We start from the raw sequence: 16,741 nt of genomic DNA on the forward strand, positions 1-16,741 counted from the left end.
GTTTTGCTTTATGAGTCAGTTTGATGAAAGAGAAGAATGGTATTCCTTCAATGAGGAAACCATAGAAGCGCTACTAGAAGACGGTAGCCAAGCCGATGCTGAATACACCATTGAGCATCACTTTGCGAGTAACGACTTCGACAAGCTAGAAAAAGCGGCGGTTGATACGTTCAAAGCGGGTTTTGAAGTCACTGACGCAGAAGAGTTAATGCTTGATGATGGCGGCACAATTTTTTGTTTCGATGCTATCATTGAGCGAGCGTTAGACCTTGAAAAACTCAATGCTGATTCCGATACCTTACTTAAAATTGCTGACAAGCAAGACGTTCAATACGACGGCTGGGGTACGTATTTCATGCCCCGCGGCGATGATGAAGATGAGTACGAAGACGACTACCTAGAAGATTGATTCTGACAGACTCATCCCTTTACTCAACAGAACATTAAGGGTGGCTTCAGTTTTTGTTCATCTTATTTAATCAACAATGGCACCTGTCACTATTGATTAGAAAGGATGTAAACAATGAAATCACCCATTCAACCCTTTGCTAAGTTCTGCCTATTAGCGCTATTGCCTTGCTCGTTGATCACTACTTCATACGCGGATCCAGTGTCATCCAATGACCCTGTTTCTGTAGAATCAACAGAATATCGCTACGGCGCCGTTTACTCCCCAGCTGAAGCGTCCACTAAGGCTGCAATTAACGCGACCACCAAGAATGCCTCTACCAGTGCCATTAACGATACAAAAACTGGCGTATTGGAATCACCTTCGTTGGCTGAGAAAAAAGCGAAACGTGAAAGCCTTTTTAGCGGCACGAGTAAATCCTATGCCGAAGCACAATCTACCACACTATTGCCCGATTACTGGATTTATGACAGTTGGGTATCTTTAGATACTGATATCGATTATGACGGATATTATTCTGAATTTACCGTTGAGTTCGATGCAGATACCGCTTACGACAGTGCCCTTGTATATGGGGTTATTTACTTAGGCAGAAACGATCGCTATGAGGCCATTCATGTCACCTCTGAATTTGTGCTGTATGGTGAAGATTCCTCAGATGCATTTGTGGTAGAAAGCCGCCTGCTTTCAGGCTTTCCCGCTGCAGATTATGATGTGCTCATCGAACTATATGATGCCTATTCCGAGCAACTGGTCGCTTTTTCTGACGGCTATGATGATGCCGACCTTGCTTATCTAAGTTTAGAAAGTGATAACCATGAGTATATCTACGAAGATACGGTCATAGTGGTTGAGGAACACGGCGGCAGCACGACTATCTTCGGTTTACTATTCATCGCCTTTACTCTAGTGGCGCGCAGGTTGGCTCGGCACTAGCAATTTACTGTTTACCAAAAAGACTTTCATTGAAAGGCGGCGCTTTATCCTTTTATCACTATACTAAAGTAGTAGAACAAAAAATAAGCATTATGCAATATGATTTGGCCGCATAATGACTTACGAAAGTGGCTACCGGTTGGCAGCTACATCGATATGTTAAGTCTAGATGGTATACGTGCGATGAAAATTGAAAATGTAAACCTGATCAACCTTTTGGAACATGCGCATATTGGCGTAGTGATACATTCTTGGGATTCGCAGATTGTTTACGTGAACCCTGCAGCTATGAAGCTATTTAAAACGTCACTTGAACGTTTACAAAGCCGGCATCTGCTAGAAGATGGGTGGGAGTTGGTAGACAGGCAAAATCGCCGTCTTCACCCCGACGAATATCCGGTAAACAAAGTGACGTCGCTAAATGTCTCGATTACTGATGAAATTATTGGCTTAGTCAATGATAACAGCGGAGAGATCTGTTGGTTAAATGTCAGTGCTTATCCGGAAAAATCCGAGGGTGCAGGTTTTGTGGTGGTTTACTTTACCGAAATCACCGAAAAAATTGCAGCGTTTTCATTCCTCGATATTGTGCAAAGCGCACAAGATATGATTATTGTTACCGAGGCGAAATCAATCGAGGGACCTTTATCACCCAAAATCATTTACGTGAACGATGCCATTTGTAAGCTTACGGGATATTCTAGAGAAGAGCTAATGGGTGAAACGCCACGGATTTTTCAAGGTACACTGACAGACAAAGAAGCTACCTCTCGCATTCACTGTGCACTTGCAGAGAACAAGCCAATAACGGAAACACTACTTAATTATACTAAAACCGGCACCCCCTACTGGGTTGAAATGAGTATTTTTCCACTCAAAAATCAGCTGGGAGAAGTCACCCACTTCGCTTCGGTCGAGCGAGACGTAAGTGCCGTTAAGTTTCACGCCGAGCAACTGAATAACCGTAATTTTGAGCTAAAGAGTATTCGAGAAAATTTAGAAGACTTGGTAACTCAACGTACCAGAGAGCTTCGTAACGTTAACGTGAAACTTGAAAAACTCGCTTATTTTGACCCTCTCACCGACATTCCGAATAGGCGTGCCTTTGAAGAGGCACTAGATAAATCTACGCACTTTGCTCATCGCCACGGCCATTCTCTATTAATCGGCATTGCCGATGTTGACCACTTTAAGAAAATCAATGATACCTTCGGTCATGCGTTTGGTGATGATGTATTAGTGGCTGTTGCGAAGTCAATGAAACAATTTTTCCGCCAAGAAGATGGTGTAGGAAGAGTAGGCGGAGAAGAGTTTGCTTTTTGTATGATATTACCAGGCTCCCATGATCCTAAGAATATTCTTGATAGACTCAGAAAGCGGGTTGAATCAATTTCAAGCACGCTTCCTGCGCTAAAGGGTTATGAGGTAACTATCAGTATTGGTGCTTATTATGTCAGCGAGGTAAACCCCACTGAAACAAAAGAGATGATGAGCAAGGCTGATGAGGCGCTGTACCGCGCTAAACGGGAAGGGAGAAATCGGGTTAGCTTGGTAAGACAATATAAAACGGAATCCAATTCACTCAATTAGTGGCACAACCTAAACGAGTATGATGAATTCATTTTTATCGTTCTTTGGTCTAAAGCTTCGCTGGCTTTGGCAAATAACTTGGTAAATATCTAAAATCGATGCCAGAATAAAAATATTATAAAGAACAACTGGAACCGTTCTAATGCCACCCAGCCAACGTTTATCTTCTCGCCCTCGGCGTAGTTTTATCAAAGGAGCGGCTGCGCTGGGAGTATCTGCCGGAGTAGCGCCTTTTGCAATAGGAAAGCCAACACCAACGTTAAGAGTCATGGGTACCCATGTCACGCTGCAAGAAGAAATCCGTCAACACGCCATGGCTGATTTAGGCATTAATATTCAATTTCAGCCTGGTGGAAGCGCCACCGTACTTCAAAGAGCATCAATGGACCCTAGTGCCTTTGATTTATATGAACAGTGGTCAAACAGCATTAATGTTTTGTGGCGTTCAAAAGCTATTCAGCCGATCGAAAAGAAAAAACTTACTTATTGGGATGAAATAAACGATTTAACCAAAACAGGTAAAGTAACAGAAGCAGCACGACTAGGCGCTGGTGATGCTCCCCATAAAATTATTAACGTACAAGCTGATGGTAGTTTGGGTGTTGAACATACAGACACCATTAGCTTCCTTCCCTATGTGCACAACGTAGATTCTTTTGGCTACAATACGTCGCAATTTCCTGAGCAACTTAAAAACCAAGAGGAAAGTTGGGGGTGGCTGCTTGATAGCCGGTTGTCTGGCAAAGTGGGGATCGTGAATGACCCCACCATTGGACTTTTCGACTTAGCCTTAGCTGCACAAGCAAAAGGCTATATATCGTTTGAAAATATAGGGGCAATGACCACACAAGAGCTAGATAACTTATTCAGTATTCTTATTGAGTTATCCCAATTAAATCACTTCAGTGGCTTTTGGACGTCGGTGCCTGAATCAGTTCAATTTATGAAAAGCCAACGTGTCTCTATAGAAAGCATGTTCTCTCCTGCGGTATCAGCCTTAAACAGCCAAAATATTCCAGTTAAATTTGCCGCTCCCAAAGAAGGTTACCGAGGCTGGCATGGTGTAATGTGTTTATCCTCCGCCGCACAAAGCAGGAGCAAAGATGTTGCTTATGAATATATGAATTGGTGGTTGTCCGGCTGGCCAGGCGCATTTATTGCTCGCCAGGGCTATTACATCTCTAACCCAGAGCGCTCCGCAAAGTATTTGTCGCAAGCCGAGTGGAATTATTGGTACAAAGGCTTACCTGCAAGCGAAAGCCTAAAAGGTCCTGCAGGAAAGGTTAGTGTTCAAAAAGGTGAACAGCGCTCAGGTGGAAGCTATGAAGATAGGTTTAGTAATATTGCGGTATGGAATACGGTCATGCCTACCTACGAATATAGCCTCCAAAAATGGTATGAATTTATTACGTCTTAGCCAAATTGGCTAAGTCAAAGGCACAATAGTAGCTATGCTGACCTCGATTCGAACGCAACTTATTCTCGTATTAATTGCTTTAGTCGCCCTGCTCTTAGTACAAGGGTATATTGCTAGGGAGAACCAATCTGTTTTAAGCCGCGGTATGGCGGCCTCAAGTCGTGCTGTGGTTGATGTGGGCATAGTGAAAGAGCTCGAAAGAGACGTTATCGACCTACAGCGTAATGTACTTATCTACAAAGAAAATGCGAGTCAATCTGCGGTAACGCGATTCGAAAGGTTGATGCTCTCTATCAACAAAAGGTTAGAAGAGCTCGCCGATCCTGTTACTCAAAGCGGTGAAATTGACGATACCTATGTGCTGTCTCGAATGCATAAACATCTTAGTGCCTACCAAGAAAATTTCCGACAGGTTATTGATGCTCGTTCAAGAAAAGACGATTTAATCATTGATGGGTCATTGTCAGATTTGCTGGCAGTTAAGCGCTTATTTGATACTGCAAACGAGAACTTCACGCTTCCTCAAGGTACCATCGATAAACTTAACTTCCATATTGCTATGGCGGAAAACGCAATCCTTCGCTATCTGATGAAGCCTGATATGGCGTTAATTACTCAATTCAATGAAGCTATTACTGCAATCAAAGCTATCACAATAGACAACCAGACACTTCATAGCCAAGTTAATGATTTACTAGAAAAGGCAGAAGCAGACTTATTCAAGCTGACACAAATCACCCAAGGGAATTTGTTTTTGGTTAATGTCGTTATGGCAGGTTCAGCGAATGAATTTTTATATTTAAGTGGCGAACTTGCCAACCAAGTAACGTCGAAAACCGAATCTATTGCTCATAACACCTATTTGGTAGCGCAAGAAACACGACGTAATGGTGAGATATTTTCTCTGGTCTCCATTCTACTTACCCTCACCGCTGCCATATTTACGGCCTACCGTATCTTAGGCCCTATTCGCACCATTACCGAAGTTTTCAATCGGCTTTCTGAAGGCCAGAATATTTCGAGTATTCCAGGCAATAGCCGTAACGACGAAATTGGGAATCTTGCTCGCGCTGCCCATGTATTTAGTGACAAAAACAAGCAAACGGAAAGCTTACTATCGGAAGCCCGTGAACTAAATGGCAGGTTGGCATCTTTAAACTCAGAACTCACTGAAAGTAAGATAAAAGCAGAGCGAGCAACCGCCTCAAAGAGTATTTTCTTAGCCAATATGAGCCATGAAATTCGCACGCCCATGAATGGTATTATTGGTTTAATAGAACTTGCTCAGCAACATCCAGTGCCTGATATTGTAAGTGGTTATCTTGATAAAGCCGCCTATTCAAGCCAAATTTTAATGAGTGTTATAAATGATATTTTAGATTTCTCAAAAATTGAAGCCGGCAAACTTAAAATTGAAGAAGTCAGCTTTTCCCTTCATTCGCTATTCGATAACCTCATTGCTGTTATTGCCCTTAAAGCCAAAGAAAAGAACTTAGCCGTTCGCTTCATTGTGTCACCTTCCATTGTGCCGCAAGTTATTGGCGACCCGCTACGTATTGCTCAAATCATAATGAATATTGGAAGTAATGCGGTGAAATTTACCGAGCAAGGAGAAATCTGCATTCGGTTTAATGGCAGTATTAACGATAAAGGTAACTTACTCTCCCTAACAATGATCATTGAAGATTCAGGTATTGGTATGAGTGAGCGACAACTTGCTCGTATTTTTAACCCCTTTACTCAGGCGGATGACGCGACCAATCGCAAGTATGGGGGAACCGGCCTGGGTTTAACCATTGTAAAACAACTCACCGACTTGATGGGTGGCTCATTATCAGCCACTTCAGTGGAAGGAAAAGGCAGTACCTTTACTATATCGTTGCCTCTTCGTGTATTTAAGAATCAGCCTGGTATTTTTGACCTTACACCTCAGTTGCCCACGTCCAGTATGTACTTAACTTCTTCGCCTCTGCTACCAGATATCTATCAGTCGATAATACAAATTAGCCAATCCAATATCATGGACATTAGCGCCGCCCAATCGCTCGATGCTCTGCCTAAACACCTTATTGTTGATATTCCTAGCTTTAGTGTGTTTAAGGAAAATGTCCGCTGGTTACACGAGTTAGCAGCGCAAGGAACTCATGTTGGCTTGATCATGGATACCGTAGGGAGTGCGCTACAAGATAAGTACAATAGCCTGTGGAAAGGCCCGCTTATTATGCACCCCTTTACGCCTGCACAATTTGAACATTTCATGTCTATGGTAGTCAGTAATGAAACACGACAAGCCACAACCAACAGTGCGGATGTTATTGAAGATGTTAGTTTAGAAGGACATATCTTGTTGGTTGAAGATAACAATATAAATCAGATTGTTACCGGTGAAATGCTTAAAATGTTAGGGATTACGTTTGATATAGCGGAAGATGGCAATCAAGCGGTGCGTAAAATAGAAAACGCCCCCCATTATGATTTAGTATTGATGGATGTCCAAATGCCCGTAATGGATGGCTATGAGGCTACAAAAGCCCTAAGAAAAGCGGGCTTTACTACCCTTCCCATCATTGGGCTCTCGGCCAATGCCATGAAAGAAGATAAACAAAGCGCTATCGATGTGGGCATGAACGACTATCTCACGAAGCCAATTAAACGCAAAGCTTTGGTTGATATGTTAAAGCTGCACATGAAACATTAAAAACGCAGAGATTCTTACACTTTGCACCGTTTCCTGATTGACGGCCAAACAAAAAGGGTTGTCTTTCGACAACCCTTTATCAATTGGCTTGCTAGCCCTGGCTTATTAAGCCGCTCCTTAAATAGCGCACCTATAAAGCAGCAATAGTCTCGTATTGCGCTTTTAGCTTTTCGAGTTGCTTCTCACCTTCTTCCAGCTTACCGCGCTCTTTCTCAATCACGGCGTCTGGGGCGTTACTTACAAACTTCTCGTTACCCAGCTTTCCGCGTGTACGTGAAACGTCTTTATCCACTTTATCCATGGCTTTCGTGATACGCGCGAGCTCGGCATCTTTGTCGATAAGACCCGCCATTGGAATTAGTATTTCCATTTCACCCACTAGCGCCGTTGCGCTCGCTGGTGCTTCTTCACCGTCTTTTAGTATCGTAACAGTCTCGAGCTTAGACAACTTGTCTAGGAAGGCTTTAGCAGCCTCTAAACGGCGGCTATCTTCAGCACTTACGTTTTTAAGTAAGGCATTAAGCGGTTTGTTTGGAGATATATCCATTTCGCCGCGAATATTACGAATACCCACGATGAACTTCTTCACCCACTCAATATCAGCAAGTACTTGCTCATCTTGTTTAGCGGCATCTTGTACTGGGAATGCTTGCACCATAATGCTTGCATTCTCTTCAACCTGAAGCGCGCTTAATGGCACAACACGCTGCCAAATAGTATCGGTAATAAATGGCATTAACGGGTGCAACAAACGTAGCAAGTTTTCCAATACGTTAATTAACGTATGGCGTGTACCACGTTTTTCAGCTTCACTGCTGGCTTCGTTGCTAAGTACTGGCTTTGTAAGTTCTAAGTACCAATCGCAGAACTGGTTCCAAGTAAACTCATACACAATATGCGCAGCAATGTCGAAACGGTAGTCTTCTAATGCTTTTTCAAACTCGACGAGGGTTTGTTGGAACTTAGCCCAAATCCAGCGATCAGCAATGCTTAATACCATTTCGCCGCCATCACGGCCTGTGTCATGCTCTTCGGCATTCATCAGTACGAAGCGTGATGCATTCCAAATTTTGTTACAGAAGTTACGATAGCCTTCAACCCGCGCCATATCAAAGTTGATATCACGGCTGGTGGACGCCATTGCAGCAAAGGTAAAGCGAAGTGCATCTGTACCATAGGCATGAATACCATCAGGGAATTGCTTACGCGTACGCTTCTCAATCTTTTCAGCTAGTTTTGGCTGCATCATGCCTGAGGTGCGTTTCTTCACTAGCGTTTCTAGGTCAATACCGTCAATAAGGTCGATAGGGTCAAGTACGTTCCCTTTCGATTTTGACATTTTATCGCCGTTCTCATCGCGGATAAGACCGGTAATATAAATATCTTTAAACGGAATTTGGCCGGTGAACTTCTTCGTCATCATGATCATTCTAGCCACCCAGAAGAAAATAATATCGAAGCCAGTTACCAATACCGATGAAGGCAAGAAGGTTTCTAGTTCAGGCGTTTTTTCAGGCCAGCCCATGGTCGCGAACGGCCATAGTGCAGATGAGAACCAGGTATCGAGTACATCATCATCTTGGCGAAGCGCAATGTCGTCGCTCAAGCTGTTTTTAGCACGCACTTCTGCTTCAGTACGACCCACGTAAATGTTGCCGTTGTCGTCATACCATGCAGGAATGCGGTGTCCCCACCACAACTGCCGTGAAATACACCAATCTTGAATGTTGTGCATCCACTGGTAATAGGTTTTGTTCCAGTTTTCTGGTACAAAACGAATCTCGCCGCTTTCAACCGCTTCAATAGCAGGCTTGGCAAGTGATTCAACCGCAACATACCATTGGTCGGTAAGGTAAGGTTCAATAACCGCGCCGGTTCTGTCGCCGCGAGGCACTTTAAGCTTATGTGGTTCAATTTTAACGAGTGCGCCCTGGGCGTCCAAGTCGGCCACAATTTGCTTACGTGCGTCGAAACGGTCTAAGCCGCGATAAGCCTCTGGCGACTCATCATTAATTTTCGCATCATCAGTTAATATATTGATCATCGGTAGGCTATGACGCTTACCCATGTCGTAATCGTTAAAGTCGTGGGCTGGGGTTATTTTAACGCAGCCAGTACCGAACTCTTGATCCACATAATCATCGGCAATCACTGGAATTAAACGGCCAGTAATAGGCAGCTTAATATCTTTACCAATATAAGCTTGATATCGTTCGTCATCAGGGTGTACCGCAACAGCGGTATCACCTAACATGGTTTCTGGACGAGTAGTAGCAACCACTAACTCACCACTGCCATCAGCAAGTGGGTAGCGCATGTGCCACATGTGGCCATCTTCTTCTTCGTTTAGTACTTCTAAATCTGACACTGCGGTGTGCAGTACAGGATCCCAGTTAACCAAACGCTTACCGCGATAAATTAAGCCTTCTTCGTGAAGCTTCACGAAAGTTTCGGTTACCGCATCAGACAACTTGTCATCCATGGTGAACACTTCACGAGACCAATCAGGTGATGTGCCTAAACGGCGCATTTGCCCTGTAATAGTGCCGCCACTGTGCTCTTTCCATTCCCAGACTTTTTTGATGAAGTCTTCACGACCTAAGTCATGACGAGTCTTGCCTTCTGCATTTAATTGGCGTTCTACTACCATTTGGGTAGCAATACCCGCGTGGTCGGTGCCCACTTGCCATAGGGTGTTGTCACCCTTCATGCGGCGATAGCGGGTTAAGGCATCCATTATAGTTTGTTGAAAACCGTGCCCCATGTGAAGGCTACCGGTAACATTTGGCGGTGGAAGCAAAATACAATACGGATCGCCGCTGCCCGATGCTTTAAAAAGGCCCGAATTTTCCCATTTTTCATAGCATTGCTGCTCAATGGACTGTGGTTCGAAGGTTTTATCCATTACTTACTCTCGTTGTGAAGCCCGATTTTGATGTGATCACTACGCAGTTTTCTTAAACTGCATATTACATCCGGCTTGCTGGTAGTTCTTATATCGCACCCGCGCAGCCTGTTTGGCTTCGTCGTCTACGGGAACAAAATCGATAATTTGGCGATGTTGATTTGGCGAAGGCACCATGCCCGAACCAACATTAACCACCATTTGACGGCGGGCAACCTGCTCGGGTTGCCAACAAATTTCCACCGGTGTGCCGCTTTGTGGCCCTTCGCCATATAGGTTGTGGGGAACAAAGCGATTGGCTGGCAATTGCCATAAAAATTCATCAACTTCTTCGGCTTGCTTTTGCGTATCGCATAACACGCTTATCTTTTGCTTGTTGGCAAAAGCATCTGCAATAAGTTCGCTCGCGCGAGACGCCACACTGGTGTCGCCTGCGCTCAGTTGATAAAACACGACTTGAGGCATCGTGCGTTAGTCCTCTAACTTAGTGCCAGCGCGGTTCATTAAGAACTGCGATAACATAGGAACAGGTCGCCCTGTTGCACCTTTGTTCTTGCCACTGCGCCATGCAGTACCAGCAATATCTAAGTGCGCCCAATTATATTTCTTGGTGAAACGAGACAAGAAACACGCTGCCGTTATACTGCCTGCCGGACGACCACCTAAGTTAGTCATATCAGCAAACGGGCTTTCAAGCTGTTCTTGGTAATCATCCCACACTGGCAAACGCCATGCGCGATCTGAACTTTGCTCAGACGCATTTAGCAGTTCATGGGCAAGCGGGTTATGTGTGCTCATTACACCGGTAGCATGGTGGCCAAGCGCAATAATGACGGCACCGGTTAAGGTAGCCACGTCAATCACCAGCTCAGGCTCGTAGCGCTCAACGTAGGTTAACGCATCACACAGTACCAAGCGTCCTTCTGCATCCGTATTTAATACTTCAACCGTTTGCCCTGACATGGTGGTTAAGATATCGCCTGGGCGATAAGCCGTACCATCTGGCATGTTTTCACAGCCAGCTAGCACACCAATAATGTTTATAGGCAGGTTTAGCGCTGCAATGGTGTGCATGGTTCCTAGCACACCAGCTGCACCGCCCATGTCGTATTTCATCTCATCCATGGCTTCGCCAGGCTTAATTGAAATACCACCTGAGTCAAACGTAAGACCTTTACCCACCAGCACAATAGGTGCTTGATCGGCTGGACCACCACGATGGTGCATAATACTCATCATGCTTTCGTTCGCAGAACCACGACCCACGGCTAAATAGGCTTGCATACCCAGTTCAGCCATTTGTGTTTCATCTACTACTTCAGCGCTAACGCTGTCGTACTGGCTGGCTAAAGACTGGGCTTGTTCCCACAAATAGGCAGGGTTACAAATGTTTGGCGGCATGTTAGCCACATCTTTGGTTACTTTGGCACCGCGTGAAATGGCTAATCCGTGCTCTACTGCACGCTCACCCACGGTGAGTTCGCGACGTGTAGGTACGTTAAATACGATTTTACGCAACGGACGACGTGGCTCACCTTTCTTGGTTTTAAGTTGCAAAAAGGTATACAAAGAATCTTCGGTAGCTTCTACGGCTTGACGCACTTTCCAATAAGTGTCGCGACCTTTAACGTGTAATTCCGTTAAGAAACACACCGCTTCCATCGAGCCCGTTTCGTTTAGGGTAGTAATGGTTTTGGCAATAATTTGCTTGTATTGGCGCTCATCAAGTTCGCGCTCTTTTCCGCAACCAACTAGTAATACGCGCTCACTCAGTACATTCGGTACATGGTGCAGCAATAGCATTTGCCCGGCTTTACCTTCTAGGTCGCCGCGGCGTAATAAGTTGCTAATATAGCCTTCACTGATTTCGTCTAGTTGTTCAGCCACCGCGGTAAGGCGGCGCGGCTCGAAGACCCCGACAACAATACAGGCACTGCGTTGTTTTTCCGGACTGCCACTTTTTACACTAAACTCCACGATATCACCTCGTTTTTCGTCGTTTAAGATTTGCATGCTGACTAAATTCACATAACGTTTCGCGCTGCTTTATGTTTTAATACGCAGCCATACTTGCATGCTAGCTGCGAATGACGCAATGTTGACGTAAATTATGTCAATTTTGCTTCGCCACACCATGCAATTAATTTTATGATTGCAGGCAAAACTTGTAAAAACGGTAAGTTTACTCAAAATTGTGGTTTCTTTCACTAAAATTCCAAAGTTTCCGGTAGGACTGAGATGTTGATATTCCGCTATTTGCTTAAGGAAACCCTTAAGTCTCAGTTAGCCATATTTTTCATTCTAATGGCGATATTTGTCACCCTTAGATTTGTACGTGTACTCGGTGATGCCTCAGACGGCGATATACCAGCAGGACTAGTACTTGGCTTTCTTGGGCTATACGCCCCTATTCTCGCATCACTCGTGCTGCCCATAAGTGCTTATTTAGGCATTATGCTGGCCCATGGGCGACTGTATGTAGACAGCGAAATGACTGTCATGCGTGCATGCGGTATCAGTGAGTGGTACATCACCCGCGTGATGTTGTTCTTATCGGTACTCATTATGATAGTAACGGGGGCGATTACCCTCTATTTTGCCCCTATGGCGGCTGAAAACGAATACCAACTGAGGGAAAAAGCCCGAAACGAGGCAGGTCTTTCTGCCATTATTCCTGGTCGATTCCAACAAACCGGTAATGCCAAAGCAGTTATTTTTGTTCACGACATTGATACGGAAGACCAATTGCGCCGCGTGTTTTTATCGCAAAATAAAACTGAAAATGGTGAAAATCAGGTTCAAGTGGTTTACGCGCAAACAGGGCAAGTAGCCAGTAACCCTGATGGCACCCGAAACTTGGTGTTAAAACAAGGGGTGCAGTACGAAGGTCAGCAGTCGCAAAAAAGCTACCGCAAGGTAGAATTCGATGAATACCAAATTCAAATAGCCGATAAGCCTGCAGAGGAAGCAAGACGCAAGGTTAGCGTTTTACCTACTACCGAATTATGGGGTGACGAATCAATAGAAGCCCGCGCAGAGTTGCAATGGCGTATCGCTATTCCTCTTTCGTTGCCCTTCTTGATACTTATTGCGGTGCCCTTGAGCGCCGTTGACCCCCGCCAAGGCCGATTTGGAAAAATGTTCCCGGCTATACTGCTCTATCTTGGCTACTTCTTATTGTTATTAGCCAGCAGACGGGTACTAGAAGACGGCAAAATCCCCCCTCAACTTGGATTGTGGTGGGTGCATACCATCATGCTGATAATTGGTGTTGCCTTGATTGTGCGAGACAGAAAAACAGGCACCCAATTTAGGGCCTGGATATTGGGGAAAAAGTAGATGTTTAAAATCCTCGATTTATATATTGCTCGCACGCTGTTAGGCACGGTAACCGTTACCTTATCGGTCCTCATTGGGTTAAGCGCACTTATTAAATTCGTAGAGCAACTGCGTAAAGTGGGTGAAGGCGACTACGACATGATGGTGGCGTTCCTTTACGTAGTCCTAAGTTTACCAAGAGATTTAGAACAGTTTTTCCCCATGGCAACCCTGCTCGGAGGATTAATTGGTATGGGTGTACTTGCCAGCAACAGTGAGCTTGTTGTTATGCAAGCCGCGGGCATGAGTAGATGGAATATTATTGTCTCTACCATGAAGTCTGCCACCATCATGATTTTACTGGTGATGGCGGTGGGTGAATGGGTAACCCCGTTCAGTGAATCAAAAGCAAAAGAAATTCGCACCGAGGCCATTTCAGGCGGAAGTTTGTTCTCTTCAGAGCAATTGGTTTGGGCCAAAGACGGCGAGCACTTCGTGAGTATTGGTGAAGTATTAAGCCGCGATTCACTAAAAGATATCAACATTTTTGATTTTAACGACGACCTTTCACTTGAAAGTATTACCTATGCTAAATCGGGTAATTTCGATGGTAGTGAGTGGCGCTTAAGCGATGTGGACGTTACTCGTTTTAGTGAAACCGCGGTAACGTTAGATAACGAAAAAAGTATGCAATGGAACTCGACATTAACGCCAGATAAGTTGAGTATTGTTGCGGTAAAGCCTGAGGCCCTATCTATTTCTGGACTATTGGATTACGTGGGCTATTTAGCCAATAATGGGCAAGATCCATCACGTTATGAATTGGCATTGTGGCGCAAAATATTACAACCTGTTTCGGTAGGGGTAATGCTATTAATGGCCTTGTCGTTCATCTTTGGGCCACTGCGCAGTGTTACTATGGGTGCCAGGGTGATCATGGGCGTACTGACCGGCTTTGGCTTCTTTATTTTAAATGAAGTGTTTGGGCCGCTTAGTTTGGTATATCAAATTCCACCGTTCTTAGGCGCTTTGCTACCTAGCCTATTGTTTGCGGCCATCGCCGCCATCATGCTGAGAAAGTAGCGTATTTTGAGTCGTCTAATTTTAATCGCTTGAATTAAGCGTTTGGTTGAATCATCAGACGCAATAGGCTCCGCCGTTTCAACACTGGATACAAAAAAGGGAAGCCTAGCTTCCCTTTCTTATTTGTATTAGCGCTTTTGCTTACCAGCTTTTGTGATCGTTACTTTCTTTAGTCAATTTAAGCACTTGAGTTTGCGCCAATCTATCTTGCAAAGACTGCTTATGCTTAAAATCAAACAATACCAACAACGTGCCTAAGCCCCCTAATGAAGCCACTAAACGAATGAGCAAACGCGGCCATGTCATAGGCGCATCTACGGTGCTGAAGATACGAAGTCGCCATGCACGCATACCCAAGGTTTGCCCACCTCGCTTCCAAAACCATAAAAAGAAACCAACCACCCACAAGCCAACCCATATTTGAATCAGTAACTTGTACCCAGTAGATGCCTGAATTAATTCAGCGGGTTGCTCGTAGCCTTGCAAATCCAATATACCATTTGAAAGCAGTACAATAAGCGTCACTATTACCACCATCGCCGCACACATACCTACCGCAACGGCCACTAGCGTATCGTATATCATGGCAGCTAAACGACGAATAAATCCTGCGCGCTCCGAGGAAGGGGTTAATTCGACAGCTTCATTTTCGGTGAGTTTTTCACGCTTATTCGCTTTTTTTGCATTGCGTGCAGCACGTGACGCTTTGTTGTGACTTTTGTTCAAAATACTTCCGATACAGTTCTATACCGCGCTAGTGTGCCACAACCCAGACAATGCATAAATAACCGATAGTGAAACAGGGCTAGTTTTAATACTTAGTATTGTGAATCGCTAAGCCATTACCGGTTAGAAATAGCGTGTAGGGTGAAGAGCACAAAGAATATTTATACTTTTTGCATCTAATTAAAGACGGCAAACGTTTAATAACATGTAAACACAAACAATCGATCGAAAAATTCTTGTGTCTATGCCCTGATCAGAGTTCCGAAGCTTAAGGCCATTTAATTTCTAAATGCCATTTATGGCTCGGTAAAGAAGGATACTTTATGGAACATGAAACCTTGTTTCCCCTACTGTGTGAAACAGCGAATGGCAATAAAGCCGCTTTTGCTGAGCTATATAAATTAACTAGCCCTCAGCTATATGCTGTGGTGTTAAAGCTTTTGAAGCGGCCGGAACTAGCCGACGAAGCTACCCAAGATGCGTTTATCAAAATATGGCATAACGCTGGCAGTTACCAACGAGGTAAAGGTACTGTGTTGACGTGGATGGTCAGTATTGCTCGCTACCGTGCATTAGATTTAATACGCTATCACAATCTGAGAAATGAAGTATCACTAGATAACGAAGCGCCTCAATTGGATGAGTCTTCTAACACCGTTCGGATGAATACCGAGCAAAATAAATTAGCGGAATGTTTGGATGAATTGGATCAATCCCAACGCCAAGCAATCCAATTGGCTTATGTAAATGGACTATCCCATCAAGAAGTTGTGAACCATTTGTCGTCGCCTCTGGGCACTATAAAAAGCTGGATTAGACGTGGCCTTCAAAGCTTACAAAGGTGTTTGTCATTATGAATTATTTGAAAGAAGAACGGTTAAACGCACTCGCGGCCGAATATGTGGTGGGCACCTTACGTGGCAAAGCACGTCTGCGCTATCAAAAACTATTGATGCAGTACCAAATTGTAGGTGAAACCACCGCCAAATGGGAAGAATACTTGGTAGGCTTCTCAGACGGCATAACCCCTGTAGAGCCACCTCACGGTGTGTGGGAACAAATTCAGCACCGTCTTAATCACGGCAATTCAACAAAACCAGTGTCGAACGTTGTTGAATTTGAACAAGCAAAGCAGGCTAGATGGCGTTATCTCTCCTTTCTGTCTACCGCTGCTGCAATGATATTTGCGGTACTTCTTGTAGTGATGATACCGGTAGCCGATGAAGAGATTTCTCATGTTGCTGTTGTAAATAACGCAGACAATACGCCGCTGTGGGTAATAGAAATATCTGAATCTACCATGGATGTAAAAGTGACCAGCGCATTTGCTGCTATTACCGATAAAGATTATGAGTTATGGATGGTGCCTGAAAACGGCGAAGCCCCTATTTCCTTAGGCTTATTACCCGAATCTGGACTTGAGCATCTTGCAACCAATGCCATATTACTCAACGGTAGAATCGCGGCACTAGCCGTAAGCTTAGAAGCGCCAGGCGGCTCAAAAACCGGTGCACCTACTGAAGTGTTATACATAGCGCCGCTAGTTTCTGTGTAATAGAGAAGACATTTCTAAAAAAGTACTTTTGAAAGCCGGCATTCAAGCCGGCTTTTTTGTGTATGAAAAAAGTATTTTAAATAAAAGTAAAATAGTTGCATCCA

The 16,741-nt window shown here is 44.4% G+C and carries 13 protein-coding genes; 9 read left to right on the forward strand and 4 right to left on the reverse strand.

Translation table 11 applies throughout. From position 1 onward, the window contains the following. Positions 1–10 precede the first annotated feature (10 nt). The 5 genes from rraB (at position 11) to KYS23_RS06240 (ending at position 7,050) form a co-directional block, all read left to right on the forward strand. Positions 11–409, forward strand: coding sequence for a ribonuclease E inhibitor RraB (rraB, locus tag KYS23_RS06220; protein ID WP_159532990.1), 399 nt, complete (start codon positions 11–13; stop codon positions 407–409). 114 nt (positions 410–523) lie between these two features. Continuing rightward, entirely contained in the window at positions 524–1,345 is an 822-nt protein-coding gene (locus tag KYS23_RS06225; protein ID WP_159532992.1) for a choice-of-anchor H family protein, read from the forward strand. Positions 1,346–1,444: 99 nt separating this feature from the next. Next, positions 1,445–2,935: a sensor domain-containing diguanylate cyclase gene (locus tag KYS23_RS06230; RefSeq protein WP_246604311.1), complete on the forward strand. Its 1,491-nt coding sequence runs from the start codon at positions 1,445–1,447 to the stop codon at positions 2,933–2,935. A gap of 142 nt (positions 2,936–3,077) precedes the next feature. After that, complete coding sequence (locus KYS23_RS06235) at positions 3,078–4,352, forward strand: ABC transporter substrate-binding protein (protein ID WP_159532994.1); 1,275 nt, start codon at positions 3,078–3,080, stop codon at positions 4,350–4,352. 34 nt (positions 4,353–4,386) lie between these two features. Then, positions 4,387–7,050 carry an ATP-binding protein gene (locus KYS23_RS06240; RefSeq protein WP_159532996.1) on the forward strand — a complete coding sequence of 888 codons (2,664 nt, stop codon included), beginning with the start codon at positions 4,387–4,389 and terminating at the stop codon, positions 7,048–7,050. 130 nt (positions 7,051–7,180) lie between these two features. Here KYS23_RS06240 and KYS23_RS06245 read toward each other — a convergent pair whose 3' ends face one another. From KYS23_RS06245 to pepA, 3 genes are read right to left on the reverse strand one after another with little or no spacing between them, the layout of a single operon-like run. Beyond that, entirely contained in the window at positions 7,181–9,955 is a 2,775-nt protein-coding gene (locus KYS23_RS06245; protein WP_159532998.1) for a valine--tRNA ligase, read from the reverse strand. A 39-nt stretch (positions 9,956–9,994) separates the two neighbouring features. Continuing rightward, positions 9,995–10,420: a DNA polymerase III subunit chi gene (locus KYS23_RS06250; protein ID WP_013782780.1), complete on the reverse strand. Its 426-nt coding sequence runs from the start codon at positions 10,418–10,420 to the stop codon at positions 9,995–9,997. Between the two features lie 6 nt (positions 10,421–10,426). Continuing rightward, a complete protein-coding gene (pepA, locus tag KYS23_RS06255; protein ID WP_013782779.1) occupies positions 10,427–11,932 on the reverse strand; it encodes a leucyl aminopeptidase in 1,506 nt (501 codons plus the stop codon). Positions 11,933–12,193: 261 nt separating this feature from the next. Between pepA and lptF the strand changes: the two genes are divergently transcribed. Both lptF and lptG read left to right on the forward strand, forming a co-directional pair. After that, positions 12,194–13,294: an LPS export ABC transporter permease LptF gene (lptF, locus tag KYS23_RS06260; protein ID WP_159533000.1), complete on the forward strand. Its 1,101-nt coding sequence runs from the start codon at positions 12,194–12,196 to the stop codon at positions 13,292–13,294. Continuing rightward, positions 13,295–14,356, forward strand: coding sequence for an LPS export ABC transporter permease LptG (lptG, locus tag KYS23_RS06265; protein WP_218418221.1), 1,062 nt, complete (start codon positions 13,295–13,297; stop codon positions 14,354–14,356). 141 nt (positions 14,357–14,497) lie between these two features. Here lptG and KYS23_RS06270 read toward each other — a convergent pair whose 3' ends face one another. Then, positions 14,498–14,941 carry an RDD family protein gene (locus tag KYS23_RS06270; RefSeq protein WP_232370733.1) on the reverse strand — a complete coding sequence of 148 codons (444 nt, stop codon included), beginning with the start codon at positions 14,939–14,941 and terminating at the stop codon, positions 14,498–14,500. 464 nt (positions 14,942–15,405) lie between these two features. Here KYS23_RS06270 and KYS23_RS06275 point away from each other — a divergent pair, with 464 nt between their 5' ends. Then, the gene (locus KYS23_RS06275) at positions 15,406–15,939 is read left to right on the forward strand and encodes a sigma-70 family RNA polymerase sigma factor (protein ID WP_218418223.1); all 534 of its coding nucleotides are present in this window, start codon (positions 15,406–15,408) and stop codon (positions 15,937–15,939) included. Continuing rightward, positions 15,936–16,637 (forward strand): anti-sigma factor, encoded by a 702-nt coding sequence (locus tag KYS23_RS06280; RefSeq protein WP_159533008.1) that lies wholly within the window; start codon positions 15,936–15,938, stop codon positions 16,635–16,637. The genes KYS23_RS06275 and KYS23_RS06280 overlap by 4 nt, the downstream gene beginning before the upstream one ends. Positions 16,638–16,741 lie beyond the last annotated feature (104 nt).

Source organism: Alteromonas lipotrueae, assembly GCF_019249255.1.
Classification (GTDB): Bacteria; Pseudomonadota; Gammaproteobacteria; order Enterobacterales; family Alteromonadaceae; genus Alteromonas; species Alteromonas lipotrueae.